The organism is Lachnoanaerobaculum sp. ICM7 (genome assembly GCF_000287675.1).
In the GTDB taxonomy this organism is placed as follows: Bacteria; Bacillota; Clostridia; order Lachnospirales; family Lachnospiraceae; genus Lachnoanaerobaculum.
Genome location: NZ_ALJL01000024.1, coordinates 38,824 through 54,208 on the forward strand (window position 1 = coordinate 38,824; position 15,385 = coordinate 54,208).

Consider the following 15,385-nt stretch of genomic DNA (forward strand, 5'->3'; position numbering starts at 1 on the left):
GTACATTTTAACTGTCATTTTAGATTATCAGGTCCAAATCCGAACGGTAACAATTCTTCCAATTTCATGTTTTTTATCTTTGCACCGTCAGACATTACGATTTCAAATTCCTTGGGGTTACAAAACTCCTGCATGACCTGTCTGCAAACTCCACATGGAGTACATAAAGCATCCGCATCCTTATCTTCAAAGCCTCCAACAACGGCTATCTTACAAAAATCATATATTCCTTCAGATACCGCTTTAAAAAAAGCTGTTCTCTCCGCACAATTACACGGAGTATATGCCGCATTCTCTATGTTACAACCATGTATAATCTTTCCTGATTTGGTCATAAGTGCAGCACCTACTTTATATTTTGAATATGGAACATAGGCCATCTTTCTGGCCTTTTTTGCTTCTTCCAGTAATTCTAAATCAGACATAATTCTCCTAAAACTGTACTAATCCGTCTATAGGTCCTGTAAGTAAAATATCATTTGCATATATTACAGGTCCTTTAGCACGGTATTGCGGGCTCATCTCATACTTTATTTTGCCCTTTACCTTTACCCAGTCCTTATTTTTAAAATTCTTTGCACCTTTATAGTGACATACAAAGCCAAGGAACTGAATATCGGCCTCACAACAAGTCATTGCTCTTCTTCCCGGAATCAATATATCATCACCGATTCCGTCAGGTCTTACCACCTGAGCAACAAACTCAACTTCTTTTCCGTCATACTTTTCAGTTCTGTCCATAGCATCCACGTAGAAAATACCATATTCCTCCGGCTTTATAACAAGTTTAGAATCATCAAGATTATATGGAAGATTTATACTGAAATCTCCTGTAATCTCTCCCTCTTCTCCTTCAAAAATGATTTCTGCATTAGGTGCCATGGCCTTTATTTGAAGATGATATGTGCTCAAAATTTCCTCATCAATATTATCCGCTCTGTTGCATATAACAAGTTCGGAATCCTTAAGCATCTTACCCATATATGCCTTTAGATCCTTGTTTTTTATATAGAGGTCCAATGTAGATGTATCATATATTGTAATCATCTGATTTACATACCAGATATCAGGTATTTGTATCTTGTCCTGTTCCCATAGCCCGTTCCATTCTATAAGAATTCTCTCCGGATCCACCTCTTTAGTAAATTCTACCATCTTTTCTTTTGTGAAATCCGATATATCATCTATGTATTTTACTGTTGTGTGAGTAGATTCCAATAATTCCTTATCGTATTCCTCCTCACCTTCTTCACATACAATCAATAATGTATTTCCTTCAGTTTGAAAATACTCCTGCTGCATTGTGAACTTCATAAACTGTGTTTTTCCGGCCTCCAAAAAACCATTGATGACAAAAATAGGTAATCTTTCCATAACTTCTCCAATCAATAAGTTTTAAGCTCTAAAACACTTTTCTATTTCTTCGGTCTTTAATCCTGCACCTATTACACATACCTTACCTGTATACTCCGCATCACCTCTTCTGATGTCGCTCTCTCCCGGAACAAGGTCAAAGTAGAACCAGTCGTCACTGTTTGCATCCTTTAACATTCCCTTAGCTCTAAGAACAACACCGAACTTTTCTTCATCTGCAAAGCTGTCAAGTATACTCTTTAACTTTTCTTCACTTATTGCCGGTACCTGCTCCATTCCCCAGCTGTCAAATACATCATCTGCATGATGGTGATCATGATGGTCATGCCCACATCCGCAATGATCATGGTGATGTTCGTGATCGTGATGATGTTCGTGATCATGCTCGTGGTCATGGTGATGCTCGTGATCATGCTCGTGGTCGTGATCATGACATCCGCAGTGCTCGTCATGCTCATGGTGATGGTCATGCTCATGATGATGCTCATGGTCGTGATCATGGCATCCACAGTGCTCATCATGTTCGTGATGGTGCTCATGTTCATGGCATCCACAATCCTCATCGTGTTCATGGTGATGTTCGTGATCGTGGTGATGATCATGCTCATGATGATGTTCATGCTCCCTTGCCAATTCTTCAAGCAATTCACTCTTTAAATCTATAGGGCTTGATAAGAGCTCTTCTATTTTTTCATTGCTTAATTTATCAAGAGGTGTTGTAACTATTGTCGCATCAGGATTTACATTTTTAATAAGTGCAACGACTTCCTCAATTTTAGTGTTATCCACCAAATCTGTTCTTGACAATATTATAGTATTGGCAAACTGAATCTGATTGTTAAAGAACTCTCCGAAGTTCTTCATATACATCTTACACTTCTTTACATCAACAACTGTCACTGCTGAGTTTGACTCTACAGGTAAATCTTTTTCTACATCTGAAACGGCCTTCAATACATCTGAAAGCTTACCTACTCCACTCGGCTCTATAATAACTCTGTTCGGCTCATAAGTTGATAAAAGTTCCCTTAAAGATGCTTCAAAATCTCCTGCCAAAGAACAGCAAATGCATCCTGAGTTCATCTCTCTGATTTCAATACCTGAATTCTTTAAAAATCCTCCGTCTATACCTATTTCACCAAACTCATTTTCTATTATTATTGTTTTTCCCTTGTCCTTATTTCCTTCAACAAGTCTCTTTATAAAAGTAGTTTTTCCTGCACCTAAAAAACCTGAAACTACATCAATCTTTGTATTTGCCATTTTATCTCCATTCTAAAATCTCTAAAAAGCAAGCCTGATTATAAAATCAAACTTGCAAGGTAACTTTGTTTAATAATATATTTAAATTATGAATGCTTTATATCTGCTTATAATAAGCTATTTGTGTATATAAGGCTTTACTCTAACTATAACAAGTGATGCCGCTATTCCTATAAGCATACCGCTGACTACGCCTGCAATCATAAGTACCGGTAAATATGTGAATACTCCGTTTGTCCTTACAACAAAAGCCGCACAGATTATCTGTCCAACATTGTGCATTATACCTCCGATGATACTTATTCCCACCATTGAAAAGCCTTTGATTTGTTTTGCTAAAATCATGCAAAGTAAACTAAGTGTGGCTCCTGATATAGAATAAAACATCATTGAAATATTTCCGAATGTCATAGCTATCAAAACAATTCTAAGCAGTGAAACTATTACTCCTGTTTTTACATCAAACAAATAAAAAGCAATAATCACAATCAGATTTGCAAGTCCTAACTTCATGCCGGGAATACCTAAATTGATAGGTATTAATGTTTCAACAAATCCAAGTACCATTGCCAAAGCCGTCAGCATTCCGATAGTCGCTATCTTTCTTATATAATTACTTGAAAAATGCCTCATTAGTCTGCTACAACATATGCTATCTTAATATTAACTTCAAGCACTGTAAGTCCTGTCATATTCTCGATAGCATTCTTAACTCTCTCCTGTACTTTCTCACTTACTTCAGGGATATTGTAGTTGTAACTTACATTGATTGCAAGGTCAACACAAACCTTATCATCATTTACCTCTACCTTAACTCCTCTCATACTCTTTGCAGTCTTACTTCCTGAAAGTTTACCTACTATTTCTTTAGTAGGATTTCCTGCCATTGAGTCTACACCTTCTACCTCTGTAGCGGCAATACCTGCAATAACGGCAACAACTTCATCGGCAATCTTTACTTCACCAAGTCTTCCGTTTTCATTTGTCTCTACTTCGAAATTATCTTTTATATTCATTGTATCAGCCATAAAAGCCTCCTTATTTTCTATAATTATTGATTATATCAAATATTGTGTAAAATTAAAAGAGAGGAGGGAAAAATAGCAAAATGTCGGGTGGAAGCACCCGACATAACTAGATTTTTATTTTACTTTCTTATTAAGTTTTACGATACCTATTCCTGTAAGTGCCCATACAAGTGCAAATATCATACCTGAATAATTTAATATTGCATATGGCAAATAATGTAATGTATCTACACCGAGTGTACTTGCCATATAAGCCCCTGCCGCTGTCCATGGAATCAGACATTCCGTACATGTGACAGAGTCCTCAAGTGTTCTTGACAATACCTTCGGATGCAGTCCCATCTTAATATAAGCATCCTTAAAAGCTTCACCCGGCATCAAAATAGATACCTGACCGTTACTTGTAACACCTGTGATTATAAGACAAGTAACTATTGTTGAAGCAACAAGTTTAAATGTTGAGTTGATTTTTTCAAGCATCTTTGAAATAACAACTTCCAAGGCACCTGTTACGCTCATAGTACCTGCAAATGAAATAGCACAAACCGCAATGAGAAGTGTATTCATCATTGACATCATTCCACCTCTGTGAAGAAGTCTTATGAGTTCCGGTGCAACCTCGTCCTTAGTCATTCCAATCATCTCTACATTAAATCCGTTTAATGTAACATCCACTATGCTCTTTAAATCTGCACCTTGGAAAACGGCTGCATTTATAAGAGCAATTGCTGATGCCACAAGCATAACGGGAATTGTAGGTTTCTTTGTAATTGATCCTGCAAGTACTATTACAAGAGGAACAAGTAACAAAATATTCCAGTTAAACATTTGATCAAGTGTACCTGTAAGTATATTTATGGTCTCAGGTACTATAACATTTTTTCCTGCACCTACATGTCCCATTATAAAGTAGAATATTATAGACAAAACAGCCGCACTTCCTGTTGTCCACATCTGATTATATACATGCTCATAAAGATCCACTCCACAAACTGCAGATGAAAGGTTTGTAGTATCTGAAAGAGGTGAAAGCTTATCTCCAAAATATGCACCTGAAACTACAGCACCTGCAACCAATGCAAGATTTGAATCCATTCCTATAGCTACACCCATGAAGGCAACACCTATTGTTCCTGCTGAACCCCATGATGTACCTGTAAGTACCGATACTATGGCTGTAAGTATAAATGCTGTGAGTGCAAGATACTTAGGACTGATAAGTTTTAAACCATAGTAAATAAGCATAGGTATAGTGCCTCCAAGCATCCATGAACCTATCATAAATCCTACAATTATAAGAATTAATAATGCACCCCAAACCTTTGCAATCTTGTTTGCAATCTCATTCATTATATCATCATATGAATATCCAAGGAAAATTGCTTGTACTCCTGATACCACAGCTGCCAAAACAATCAAAGGCTCCGCAGGCAAATCTAAAAATGCAATTCCCACACCAAGTATTATAAGCATTGCAAGTATAGGAAACAACGCTTGAAGTACTGTAGGTTTTCTTTTTATCTTACTCATAAAAATTCTCCCAATTTATATTATTTTTAAATCTAAATAAAGCTTCTTCCAGTAATTTTTTAGGCAATGCGGCATTTACTCTAAAAAATCCTCTTCCGTCTTCACCATATCCGCTACCAAGTGAAAATGCTATATGAGCCTTTTTTATCATAAGCTCTTTAAATTTATCTTCCGTAATATTTAATGCTCTGTAATCAACCCATGAAAGGAAGGTTCCTTCCGAGTCAATTACTTTAAAGCCTTTCATATCATTTTCAAAGAAGCTTTTTATGATGTCCATGTTATCTTTTATTTTTTCTTTTGCAATATTAAGCCATTCTTCGCCGTACTCATAAGCTGCTATAACAGCAGGTATACAAAAATAACTCGGATTATGTATTCCGCCCTGTCTAAGCAGTTTTTTAAAGAAATTTCTCAATTTTTCATTTTTAATAATTATATTGCTGGCCTCAAGTCCTGCAATATTAAAATTTTTTGATGTTGATAATCCTATTATTATATTCTCATACATATCATAGAAAGATGCATAAGATATGAATTTTCCCTTCCAGATAAAGTCGGCATGTGTTTCATCGGATATTATAAGTACATTGTGGCGCTTACATATTTCCACAGTCTTTTTTATTTCATCTTCCGTCCACACTCTCCCCACAGGATTATGTGGTGATACTGTAATAAATATTTTTACTCCGCTCTTTATCTTATCTTCAAAGTCCTTGAAGTCTATCTCATAATGTCCGTCTTTTAAGCTCAATGAACATTCTACCAATTCTCTGTCATTGATGCGTACGGCATTTTGAATAGGATCATAGAGTGGCGTAAATACCAAAACTTTATCATCTTCTTTTGTATAGTTTTGTATTATCAAGGATATTGCCTGAATTATTCTGGGACAATAAACTATCCACTCATTTTCAGGATTGAAGCCATAATTATTTTTTGCCCATTTTTTTGACAGTTCTATATATTTATCACTTACATTTGTATATCCGTATATTCCATGATTTGCAGCCTCTATAACAGCTGTCATAATTTCCGGTGCTACTCTGTAATCCATGTCGGCAACTGTAAGAGGAATCAAATCATCCACTCCGCAATCTGCTATTATCTCATCCCATTTAGCACAATTTGTATTTTTTCTGGAAACTATATTGTCAAACACCTAATCCCCCTTTCTAAATTTACACATACAAATACGGGCTATATACAAAACTGTATAATAGCCCAATATATTTTATGATTTTCCTGTTTTATGATTTGATACTACATCAAATACTACCGCGCCCAAAAGTACAGCACCTTTAACAATGTATTGATACTGATCCGGAAGTCCGAGAATTGACATACCCTGATTTATAACACCCAAGAGAATTGCACCAATCATTATTCCCTGTACGGTTCCGGAACCACCATAAGCGGATGCTCCACCTATGAAGCATGATGCAATAGCATCCATCTCATAGGAACTGCCCATGTTTCCATCTACAGAACCTATACGTGCTACTACTAAAAGTCCTGAGAGTCCTGCCAAAATACTCATAAGAAAATATGCCCAAAAGTACACTCTTCTCGGATCTATACCTGAAAGCCTTGTAGCCTTTTCATTACCGCCCACAGCATAGAAATATCTTCCAAATACTGTTGAACTTGTAACAAATGCAAAAATAGCAACTACAACCAAAATCCAAATAAGCATTATAGGAATGCCCTTATAACTCATAAGCTTATATGCGTAGAATAATATAACAAGGTCAAATATACAAACTCTTGCAGCTGTTAATCCGAATCCTGCAGTTTCATATCCTTTTTTAACCTTTTTTCTCTCAGCCATAAAAGTATATGCTGTAATTGCTGCTGCAACTATTATTCCAACAACCATAGAGGAAATAACTCTCTGGTTTACATCAAGTCCCGGAATTTGGATATATGATGTAAACAGACTTAAGAATTTCTTATCCATTATAGGAACAGTCTTGGAATCCAAAATAACTCTTGCAATACCTCTAAACAGGAACATACCTGCCAATGTACAGATAAAGGGTGGAATATGAATATACCCTATAAGCCATCCCTGCCATACACCTATAACACATGCAACTGCAATTGACGCCAATATAGCAACAAAAGGGCTTATTCCCATACTGAGCAATTTAGCTGAGAGTGCGGCAGACAGACATAATGTGGATCCTATAGACAGATCGACATTACCACCGGTAAGTATACACAAAAGCATACCGCATGCCATTATAAGAACATATGCATTTTGCAGTAGCAGATTTGATATATTCTGTGCTAAAAGAAGTCTACCCCCTGTAAGATATGTAAAGAATACAAAAACTACAAGCAGTGCAAGTACCATTGTATATTTTTTTACAAATTTATTTGCATTCATTTTTGCCTCCTAATTTACTGCAGCACAATCGGATTTTAAGATTGTACTCATTATTTTTTCCTGTGTAGCTTCCTCGGCACTAAACTCTCCGGTTATCTTACCTTCGTTCATAACATATATTCTATCGCACATACCTAAAAGCTCAGTAAGATCTGATGAAATCATTACCACAGATTTACCTTGACCTACCATATCGTTGATAATAGAATAAATCTCATATTTTGCTCCCACATCTATTCCTCTTGTAGGCTCATCCAGAAATAAAACTTCAGGTCCTGCAAACATCCATTTCGATAAAAGAACTTTTTGCTGATTACCGCCTGAAAGATTTCCAACCTTTTGTAAAACAGAAGGGGTTTTCGTTTTCATGGCTTTTACATACTCTTTTGCAACCATGTTTTCCTTTGAAACATCCACAACTCCTCTTTTATCTGCAATTTTTTCCATTCTTGCAAGGGTTGTATTTCTTGCAATCGTTTCAGAAAGTATCAAACCGTCTGTCTTTCTATCCTCTGTAACATATGCCAGACCGTTTACTATTGCATCCCTGGAACTGTTTAAAAAGACCTCTTTACCTGCAATAAATTCCTGACCTGAGATACGACTTCCATAACTCTTTCCAAAAAGTGATTTGGCCAGTTCTGTTCTTCCTGCGCCCTGCAATCCTGAAAAACCTACGACTTCACCTTTTTTTACATTAAAGCTTATATTGTTTACAACGCATTTTTCAGTGTATATCGGATGATATACCGACCAATCTCTTGCTTCAAATATTATTTCATCACTTATTACATGTTCTCTTGCCGGATATCTGTCTTCAAGCTCACGTCCAACCATACCTTTTATAATGCGTTCTTCATTTATAAGGTGATCCGAGTTGTCAATAGTTTCAATTGTCATTCCATCTCTTATTACTGTTATTTCATCAGCCACATATGCAACTTCCTGCAATTTATGTGTAATAATGATTGATGTAATGCCTTTTTCTTTTTTAAAACGTATGAGCATATCAAGTAACATCCTTGAATCCTCATCATTAAGTGAAGATGTAGGCTCGTCAAGAATCAAAAGCTTTACATCCTTTGATATGGCCTTAGCTATCTCTACAAGCTGTTGCTTTCCTGTTCCGATATCCTTTATTAAAGACTGTGTGTTTTCATTAAGTCCTACAGCTTTCATAGCCTGATCGGCTCGGTGAAAGGTTTCATTCCAGTCTATAATACCAAATCTGTTTTTTCTTTCATTACCAAGAAACATGTTTTCAGCAATTGTAAGCTCCGGTATAAGGGCCAGTTCCTGATGTATAATCACTATACCAAGCTTTTCACTGTCATGTATCTTTTGAAATTTACATTCATTATTGTTGTAGAGAATCTGACCTGTATACTCATTATGTGCAATGGTTCCGGAGAGAATATTCATCAGAGTGGATTTTCCCGCTCCATTCTCTCCTACCAATGCATGTATACTTGCTCTTTCTATCTTAAGGTTAACATTATTTAAAGCTTTTACTCCGGGGTATTCCTTTGTAATATTTTTCATTTCTAAAATATAATCTTTCAATACATCCGCCTTTCCGCCATATAAGGCAATATTATAGTCTTATATCGTTATCTACGATAATATTCCGCAAAGATTCCCCGAAGTCTGCGGTGATTTACTGTACAGGATGTGGATAGCCATCACTTCCCATTGTATAATATCCTGTATCAACAAGTTCCTTTTGAATATTATCTTTTGTTACTGTCACAGGAACTAAAAGATATGAAGGTATTACAGCCGCACCGTTGTCATATGATGTGGTATCGTATGTACAGTCAAAGCTCCATCCGGATTTTTCAATAAGTGATGCATCAGGTTTTTCATTATTTAATATTGCCTCACCAAGGTTAAGTGTAGCAACAGCCTCGTTTGCAACAGCCTTATAAACTGTCATTGTTTGCTTTCCGTCAATAATATTTGCAAGGTTTGCCTCATCTCCGTCCTGACCTGTAATTATTATCTCATTACTTCCGGCATAATCTGACTGTATGGCCTGTGTTACACCTAAAGCTGTAGAGTCATTTGAACATACTGCAGCATCAAGTTGTGTACCGTCTGAGTAATATGAACCCAGAATATTCTGGAATCTTGATAATGCCTTTGATGTATCCCACTGTGCAGTACCGACCTGCTCAAATGTTGTCTGTCCTGAAGGAACTACAACTGTTCCTTTTTCAATATATGGCTTTATAACATCCATTGCACCGTTAAAGAAGAATTTTGCATTATTGTCGGCAGGATCTCCACCTGTAAACTCAATGTTAAATTTCTTATCACCTGCGTTTGCAAGGTCAAGTTTTTCAGCCACAAATTCACCCTGCAGTTTACCTACAGTATAGTTATCAAATGAAACATAGTATGATATTGCATCTGTGTTCATTATAAGTCTGTCATATGCAATAACCGGAATGTTTTGGCTCTTTGCCTCGGCAAGTACCTGTGCAAGTGATTCACCGTCTATTGCGGCAACTACCAATAAATTAACCTTATCGGCAATAAGACCCTCGATATCCTTTACCTGTTGATCGATCTTATTGTCAGAGTAAGTAAGTGAAACCTCATAGCCTGCTTTTTCAAACTCTTTTTCAAGATAAGAACCGTCACGGTTCCATCTCTCAAGAGACTTAGTAGGCATTGATATACCTATTTTACCACCCTTTGACTCTGTAGTTTGAGAGCTTCCTTCCGCCTTGGTACTCTCAGCCTGTGTCTGCTCAGTTGCTGTCTTTGCAGGTTCATTTCCGTCGGTACATGCCACCAATGATAGAGCTAACATACCGGCTGCTACAAACGCACATAATTTCTTCATTTTCATATTATCCTCCTTATATAAACCCGATTTTAACGTCCCCAATCAGGTGTTTTTATAACTTTGAATTAAAAAATATATTATTTACTACAGTCTCCAGATATTCCTGTCTTCCTGACTCAGGTAACTCAGGCTTTTTCATCTTTAATGCATATTCAGCACATTCTACCAATGTAACAGATCTGTTTCTTATCTTCTCACCGATTCCTGAGTTATAACTTGAATATCTTTCCTTAACAAATTCATCTATTCTGCCGTCTTCAATTATTTGTGCGGCTTTTATAAGGCCAAGTGCAAATGTATCCATACCTGCTATAAATCCATAGAACATATCTTCTGCTGTATTACTTGGTCTACGGTTCTTTGAATCAAAGTTTAATCCACCGCTTAAACCGCCTGCCTTTAATATTTCATACATAGCAAGAGTAGTGTCATATACATTTGTAGGGAACTGATCTGTATCCCAGCCAAGTAAAGTATCACCCTGGTTTGCATCTACGGAGCCCAGCATGCCGTTAATTGCAGATACTCTAAGCTCATGCTGGAATGTATGTCCTGCCAATGTAGCGTGATTTGCCTCAATATTCATCTTAAAGTCCTTATCAAGTCCATATTTTCTCAAGAATCCTATTGCTGTTGCCGCATCAAAATCATACTGATGTTTCATTGGCTCCTTCGGCTTCGGCTCGATATAGAAATCACCCTTAAATCCGATACTGCGTCCATAATCTCTGCACATTGTAAATAATGTGGCAATATTCTCCTCTTCAAGCTTCATATCTGTATTAAGAAGAGTCTCATAACCTTCACGTCCACCCCAGAATACAAATCCCTTTGCTCCAAGCTTTACAGCATTTTCAAGACCTTTCTTAGCCTGTGCGGCTGCAAAACAAAACACATCAGCACTGTTTGAGCTTCCTGCACCGTTCATAAATCTTGGATTACTGAACATATTGCATGTTGCCCAAAGGCATTTAATATCTGTTCCCTTTGTCTTTTCAAGAATATAATCTGTTATTTCATCCAAACGTGCATTTGTAACATTGATGTCTTCCTGATCTTCAGGTACGATATCTGTATCGTGGAAGCAATAATATTTGATTCCAAGCTTTTGCATGAATTCAATACCTGCATCAACCTTAGCTTTTGCATGCTCCATTGTTCCCAGATTTTCACCAAAACCTTTATCGGCAGTACCCTGTCCGAACATATCTACACCGCTTGCACAAAGATTATGCCACCATGCCATAGCAAATGATAAATGTTCCTCCATAGTTTTACCCATTATTACTCTTTTAGCATCATAGTATTTGAAGCTGAGTGGGTTCTTGCTCTCACTTCCTTCAAATTTAATAGGTGAAATGCTTGGGAAAAATTCTTTCATAAATATGTCTCCTTTCAAATTTGCAATAATAAAGATAATATTGCTATGTAGTTTATAAACGACTTTCCATGTGATATTATAATAACTGATATATTAAGCCAAATGTCGATAATCTTGTTATTGATATATGTTAATATTGCTATTTCTATGTTAAAATAATATATAGTATAGAATATACTGAATTTAAAAACAAAATAGATACTGATTATACATTTATTTGTCTATTTTTTAACTATATTTGCAACTTAATTTATTCTGTTTATATAAAGGAATGTATGCTATGGACTTGAACTCAATAAAAACTAACAAAACCGAATATGAGATAATAAGACATACAAAAACAAACTCCCTTGCCATGCTTATGATTGAGATACTTTCAAGAAGTGTGCACTGTCATTCGGATCTTGAAATAGGTATGATACTTGAAGGTAATATAGATCTTGTTATTGACAATGAAGTTTTCAAACTGAAGAAAAATGATATCTACATAGTAAACAGATATCAACCACACTCTTTCTACAGCAATAAACATCATAATAAGATGGTTATATTTTTGATAAATCATGCACTGTATAAAAATATAGGACCGGATATTATATATAAGAAAAATCATATAGTATATGATGAAAAGAATTCTGATTTGTATAAAACAATATTTGAATGTGCAATGTGTTATGCAAGTGAGATTGCTTTTACTGAACTCGGAGCCGGTGCAAAGGCTCTTGACTTGATTTATAAACTGAGTAAAATAGCAAATCCATTTATTGATGAGCACAGTACAAAACAAAGCCGTTCAAAAGGTAAGCGTTTGCAAAGAATAACCGATTACATGTCCGAACATCATTCTGAGAATATAACTTTGGAAGATATTGCAAATCTGGAGTCACTGTCTACTTATTATATATCTCACTTTATAAAGAAAATGACCGGCACTACTTTTACTGAATATTTAAATAATATAAGATTTGACCATGCATTTTCGCTTCTAAACAAGACCAATTTAAGGATAAGCGATATTTGCTGTGATGCAGGCTTTTCAGACAGCAGATATTTAAACAGGATATTTAAACAAAAAATGGGAATAGATATACAATCATACCGAAAGAACATAGATAAAATAGAACTGCCGCTAACAGACCAGCCCTATATGACTGTACAAAATCATATATCACAGAGCAAATTTATGTCGGAGATTGAAAAATATTATGAAGAGAATTTAAAACTATGATATCTTTCTTAAACTAAATCAAGTCTTTGAATACAAAAAAGCTACCAATGCAGTATATCATTGGTCGCTTTTTGTATTTTCATATTTATATTTGTATTGTTATATTCTTACTACAATCCCAAAAGAACAACTCTACGCTTCCTCCGACTTTCTTTAACTCTTTAACAAATTCACCCGGAAGACTTTCAGCAACTTTAAAATTGTAAGATTCAGTATCTTTTATCTCCTTTAAAGTATTATATATCCATCTTTTTTTGCTACTTACATTTTCAGTACATTTAGTATTATTTAGTATAGCCGTCAAATCATTGTAAAACACTTCATAATCCATATCATCCGGAAAATAATGCGAGTGCCACTTATAATAGCTCAATGTAAACTCACCGTAATCCTCTAAATCTATATATAATTTATACTGACAAGTAGGGTTAAGGACAGTTATACAGATATTACCTTCTTCTAAATATTCATACTCTTTATTCATTTCACCAAAAGTATGAATTTCATATTCAGCCTCTAAATCATCTAATAATTTACATATTTCATTCTTTTTATCAATGGGATTTATGTCCATACTTATTTACATGCCTTTCGCTTTGCTCAAGGCACAAAACATTATAAAAATATTTCCTTGAGCCTTTTTTATTTATAATTCTTCTTGTAGGGGACTCGGTATACTACAAATCACAGCTTTCAAAAAATCTAAATAACATAAATATATTGTCATTATTTTATTCAATATAAATACGCTTTATAAAAGTAGACTAATTAAAAATCATAATGACTCCACAAACTGATAATTTTAATAATTTTATCTTCCTCATAAACTTCGTAAACAAGCCTATGCTTTATGTTTATCCTACGTGAATAAGCCCCTTTCAAATTTCCTTGTAATTTCTCATACGAAGGTGGAGTTTTATATGGATCATTTCTTATCAGCTCTATCAAAATCTTCGCCTTATTATCAAGTTTTGCAGACTTTAAATTAGCAATATCACCTACCGCTTTTTTAGTGTAAACAATAGAGTACATTACCACTCCACCTGATCCTCTGGTATACAATCCTCTAGGGGAGTCTTCAATCCTTCAACAATCTTTTCTTTCATACCCGGAATTGATGACAAGTATAATGTTTCCATCAATCCGTTATAGTCTTCTTCACTTATAATTACAGCATTTCCGTCCTTAGTGTTTACATTTATCGGCTCATTATATTTTATAGTTTGCTCCAATAGTCCAAAAATTTCTTTTCTAAAATTTGTTATATTTGTATTAATCATAAAAACACCTCCTATATGTACATTATAGCGTACATATAAGAGGTGTCAATAGTTTTATATTTAATCAATTACTTCTTCTGTATATACTTTCTGATATCAAGTGCAATAGCAACTACGATAATGATACCCTGTACTATAAACTGGAAGTCCGGCTTGATTCCGAGGAATTGCATTGAGGATTTCAATAACTCGAATACCAAAACACCGATTACACAACCTGATATTCTACCGATACCACCGTTTACAGATACACCACCGATTGTACAAGCCGCGATAGCCTCAAGCTCGTATGATGCACCCATGTTTACAGATGAACCACCTGATTTAGCTCCCAAAAGGAAACCTGCAATTGCATAAAGAACTGCTGCTGATGTGTAGATAAGTATCTTTGTCTTCTTTACATTAACACCTGATACTTCTGCTGCCGCCTCATTTCCACCGATTGCATACATATACTTACCATGTCTTGTTTTATTGAAAACAAACCACATGATGAGTCCGATAACAAGTGCATAGATGAAAAGATATGGAATCTTTAAGAAGTTTCCTGTAGCAACTGTTGTATATGCTGTTCTGTATCCACCGATAGGTTCAGCCTTTGTATAAACAAGACATACACCATATACTATAAGCTGCATACCGAGTGTTCCGATGAACGCAGGAACGTTCAAATGAGCTATAACAATACCGTTGATACATCCGAATACAGCACAAATAGCTATAGCTATTAAAAGCACTACAAGGATATTCATGTCACCAAGGTTTGGAAACATTTTATTTGCATAGTCTTTATTCTGTAAAAGTGTACCTGCTACACAAGCTGAAAGACCTACCAGACGACCTGCTGAAAGATCTGTACCCTTTGTTATAAGACAGGCTGATACACCAAAGGCAATGATTACTCTTGGTGCCACATTTACCAAAACATTTCTTAAGTTACTTGCTGAAAAGAAATTGTCCTTCATTATACCTGTAAACAGTACAAGCAAAAGTAAAACTATTATGATACCGTTATCCAGTAACAACTTCTTTATATCTAAAGATTTTGTATTCAT

General features: G+C 35.5%; 16 protein-coding genes. 1 reads left to right on the plus strand and 15 read right to left on the minus strand.

What is annotated here, in order from left to right; all coding sequences use genetic code 11:
* Positions 1 to 14: 14 nt before the first annotated feature.
* From cdd to xylA, 11 genes are all read right to left on the minus strand, one after another.
* On the minus strand, positions 15 to 425 hold the full coding sequence (gene cdd / locus HMPREF1140_RS08485; protein WP_009663425.1) for a cytidine deaminase: 411 nt from the start codon (positions 423 to 425) through the stop codon (positions 15 to 17).
* A gap of 7 nt (positions 426 to 432) precedes the next feature.
* Complete coding sequence (locus HMPREF1140_RS08490) at positions 433 to 1,374, minus strand: TIGR03943 family putative permease subunit (RefSeq protein ID WP_009663430.1); 942 nt, start codon at positions 1,372 to 1,374, stop codon at positions 433 to 435.
* 21 nt (positions 1,375 to 1,395) lie between these two features.
* Complete coding sequence (locus HMPREF1140_RS08495) at positions 1,396 to 2,637, minus strand: CobW family GTP-binding protein (protein WP_009663434.1); 1,242 nt, start codon at positions 2,635 to 2,637, stop codon at positions 1,396 to 1,398.
* A 117-nt stretch (positions 2,638 to 2,754) separates the two neighbouring features.
* Entirely contained in the window at positions 2,755 to 3,270 is a 516-nt protein-coding gene (locus HMPREF1140_RS08500) for a Gx transporter family protein (RefSeq protein WP_009663522.1), read from the minus strand.
* A complete protein-coding gene (locus tag HMPREF1140_RS08505) occupies positions 3,270 to 3,665 on the minus strand; it encodes an Asp23/Gls24 family envelope stress response protein (RefSeq protein WP_009663526.1) in 396 nt (131 codons plus the stop codon). The genes HMPREF1140_RS08500 and HMPREF1140_RS08505 overlap by 1 nt, the downstream gene beginning before the upstream one ends.
* A gap of 114 nt (positions 3,666 to 3,779) precedes the next feature.
* On the minus strand, positions 3,780 to 5,195 hold the full coding sequence (gene nhaC / locus HMPREF1140_RS08510; RefSeq protein ID WP_009663505.1) for a Na+/H+ antiporter NhaC: 1,416 nt from the start codon (positions 5,193 to 5,195) through the stop codon (positions 3,780 to 3,782).
* Positions 5,188 to 6,357, minus strand: coding sequence for a MalY/PatB family protein (locus HMPREF1140_RS08515; protein ID WP_009663418.1), 1,170 nt, complete (start codon positions 6,355 to 6,357; stop codon positions 5,188 to 5,190). The genes nhaC and HMPREF1140_RS08515 overlap by 8 nt, the downstream gene beginning before the upstream one ends.
* 72 nt (positions 6,358 to 6,429) lie before the next feature.
* Positions 6,430 to 7,587, minus strand: a complete 1,158-nt coding sequence (locus tag HMPREF1140_RS08520) for a sugar ABC transporter permease (protein ID WP_009663424.1) — start codon at positions 7,585 to 7,587, stop codon at positions 6,430 to 6,432.
* Between the two features lie 9 nt (positions 7,588 to 7,596).
* A complete protein-coding gene (locus HMPREF1140_RS08525; protein WP_009663479.1) occupies positions 7,597 to 9,150 on the minus strand; it encodes a sugar ABC transporter ATP-binding protein in 1,554 nt (517 codons plus the stop codon).
* A gap of 94 nt (positions 9,151 to 9,244) precedes the next feature.
* On the minus strand, positions 9,245 to 10,444 hold the full coding sequence (locus HMPREF1140_RS08530) for a substrate-binding domain-containing protein (protein WP_009663514.1): 1,200 nt from the start codon (positions 10,442 to 10,444) through the stop codon (positions 9,245 to 9,247).
* Positions 10,445 to 10,493: 49 nt separating this feature from the next.
* A complete protein-coding gene (gene xylA, locus HMPREF1140_RS08535) occupies positions 10,494 to 11,822 on the minus strand; it encodes a xylose isomerase (RefSeq protein ID WP_009663528.1) in 1,329 nt (442 codons plus the stop codon).
* A gap of 280 nt (positions 11,823 to 12,102) precedes the next feature.
* On the opposite strand from xylA, the gene HMPREF1140_RS08540 reads away from it, so the two are divergent.
* Positions 12,103 to 13,050, plus strand: a complete 948-nt coding sequence (locus HMPREF1140_RS08540; protein ID WP_009663433.1) for an AraC family transcriptional regulator — start codon at positions 12,103 to 12,105, stop codon at positions 13,048 to 13,050.
* A gap of 85 nt (positions 13,051 to 13,135) precedes the next feature.
* Here the strand turns inward: HMPREF1140_RS08540 and HMPREF1140_RS08545 are convergent, their stop codons facing one another.
* The 4 genes from HMPREF1140_RS08545 to HMPREF1140_RS08560 all read right to left on the minus strand — a co-directional run bounded on the left by HMPREF1140_RS08545 (position 13,136) and on the right by HMPREF1140_RS08560 (position 15,385).
* Positions 13,136 to 13,624 carry a hypothetical protein gene (locus tag HMPREF1140_RS08545; protein ID WP_009663422.1) on the minus strand — a complete coding sequence of 163 codons (489 nt, stop codon included), beginning with the start codon at positions 13,622 to 13,624 and terminating at the stop codon, positions 13,136 to 13,138.
* A 194-nt stretch (positions 13,625 to 13,818) separates the two neighbouring features.
* Positions 13,819 to 14,082 (minus strand): Txe/YoeB family addiction module toxin, encoded by a 264-nt coding sequence (locus HMPREF1140_RS08550; protein ID WP_009663421.1) that lies wholly within the window; start codon positions 14,080 to 14,082, stop codon positions 13,819 to 13,821.
* Positions 14,082 to 14,330, minus strand: a complete 249-nt coding sequence (locus tag HMPREF1140_RS08555; RefSeq protein ID WP_009663508.1) for a type II toxin-antitoxin system Phd/YefM family antitoxin — start codon at positions 14,328 to 14,330, stop codon at positions 14,082 to 14,084. Before HMPREF1140_RS08555 ends, HMPREF1140_RS08550 begins: the two co-directional genes overlap by 1 nt.
* Before the next feature lie 68 nt (positions 14,331 to 14,398).
* Complete coding sequence (locus HMPREF1140_RS08560; RefSeq protein WP_009663518.1) at positions 14,399 to 15,385, minus strand: galactose/methyl galactoside ABC transporter permease MglC; 987 nt, start codon at positions 15,383 to 15,385, stop codon at positions 14,399 to 14,401.

Bases quoted from the DNA above. Each gene is read 5' to 3' on its own strand.
- cdd (WP_009663425.1), bottom strand. From the start codon at position 425: ATGTCTGATTTAGAATTACTGGAAGAAGCAAAAAAGGCCAGAAAGATG.
- HMPREF1140_RS08490 (WP_009663430.1), bottom strand. From the start codon at position 1,374: ATGGAAAGATTACCTATTTTTGTCATCAATGGTTTTTTGGAGGCCGGA.
- HMPREF1140_RS08495 (WP_009663434.1), bottom strand. From the start codon at position 2,637: ATGGCAAATACAAAGATTGATGTAGTTTCAGGTTTTTTAGGTGCAGGA.
- HMPREF1140_RS08500 (WP_009663522.1), bottom strand. From the start codon at position 3,270: ATGAGGCATTTTTCAAGTAATTATATAAGAAAGATAGCGACTATCGGA.
- HMPREF1140_RS08505 (WP_009663526.1), bottom strand. From the start codon at position 3,665: ATGGCTGATACAATGAATATAAAAGATAATTTCGAAGTAGAGACAAAT.
- nhaC (WP_009663505.1), bottom strand. From the start codon at position 5,195: ATGAGTAAGATAAAAAGAAAACCTACAGTACTTCAAGCGTTGTTTCCT.
- HMPREF1140_RS08520 (WP_009663424.1), bottom strand. From the start codon at position 7,587: ATGAATGCAAATAAATTTGTAAAAAAATATACAATGGTACTTGCACTG.
- HMPREF1140_RS08530 (WP_009663514.1), bottom strand. From the start codon at position 10,444: ATGAAAATGAAGAAATTATGTGCGTTTGTAGCAGCCGGTATGTTAGCT.
- xylA (WP_009663528.1), bottom strand. From the start codon at position 11,822: ATGAAAGAATTTTTCCCAAGCATTTCACCTATTAAATTTGAAGGAAGT.
- HMPREF1140_RS08540 (WP_009663433.1), top strand. From the start codon at position 12,103: ATGGACTTGAACTCAATAAAAACTAACAAAACCGAATATGAGATAATA.
- HMPREF1140_RS08545 (WP_009663422.1), bottom strand. From the start codon at position 13,624: ATGGACATAAATCCCATTGATAAAAAGAATGAAATATGTAAATTATTA.
- HMPREF1140_RS08550 (WP_009663421.1), bottom strand. From the start codon at position 14,082: ATGTACTCTATTGTTTACACTAAAAAAGCGGTAGGTGATATTGCTAAT.
- HMPREF1140_RS08555 (WP_009663508.1), bottom strand. From the start codon at position 14,330: ATGATTAATACAAATATAACAAATTTTAGAAAAGAAATTTTTGGACTA.
- HMPREF1140_RS08560 (WP_009663518.1), bottom strand. From the start codon at position 15,385: ATGAATACAAAATCTTTAGATATAAAGAAGTTGTTACTGGATAACGGT.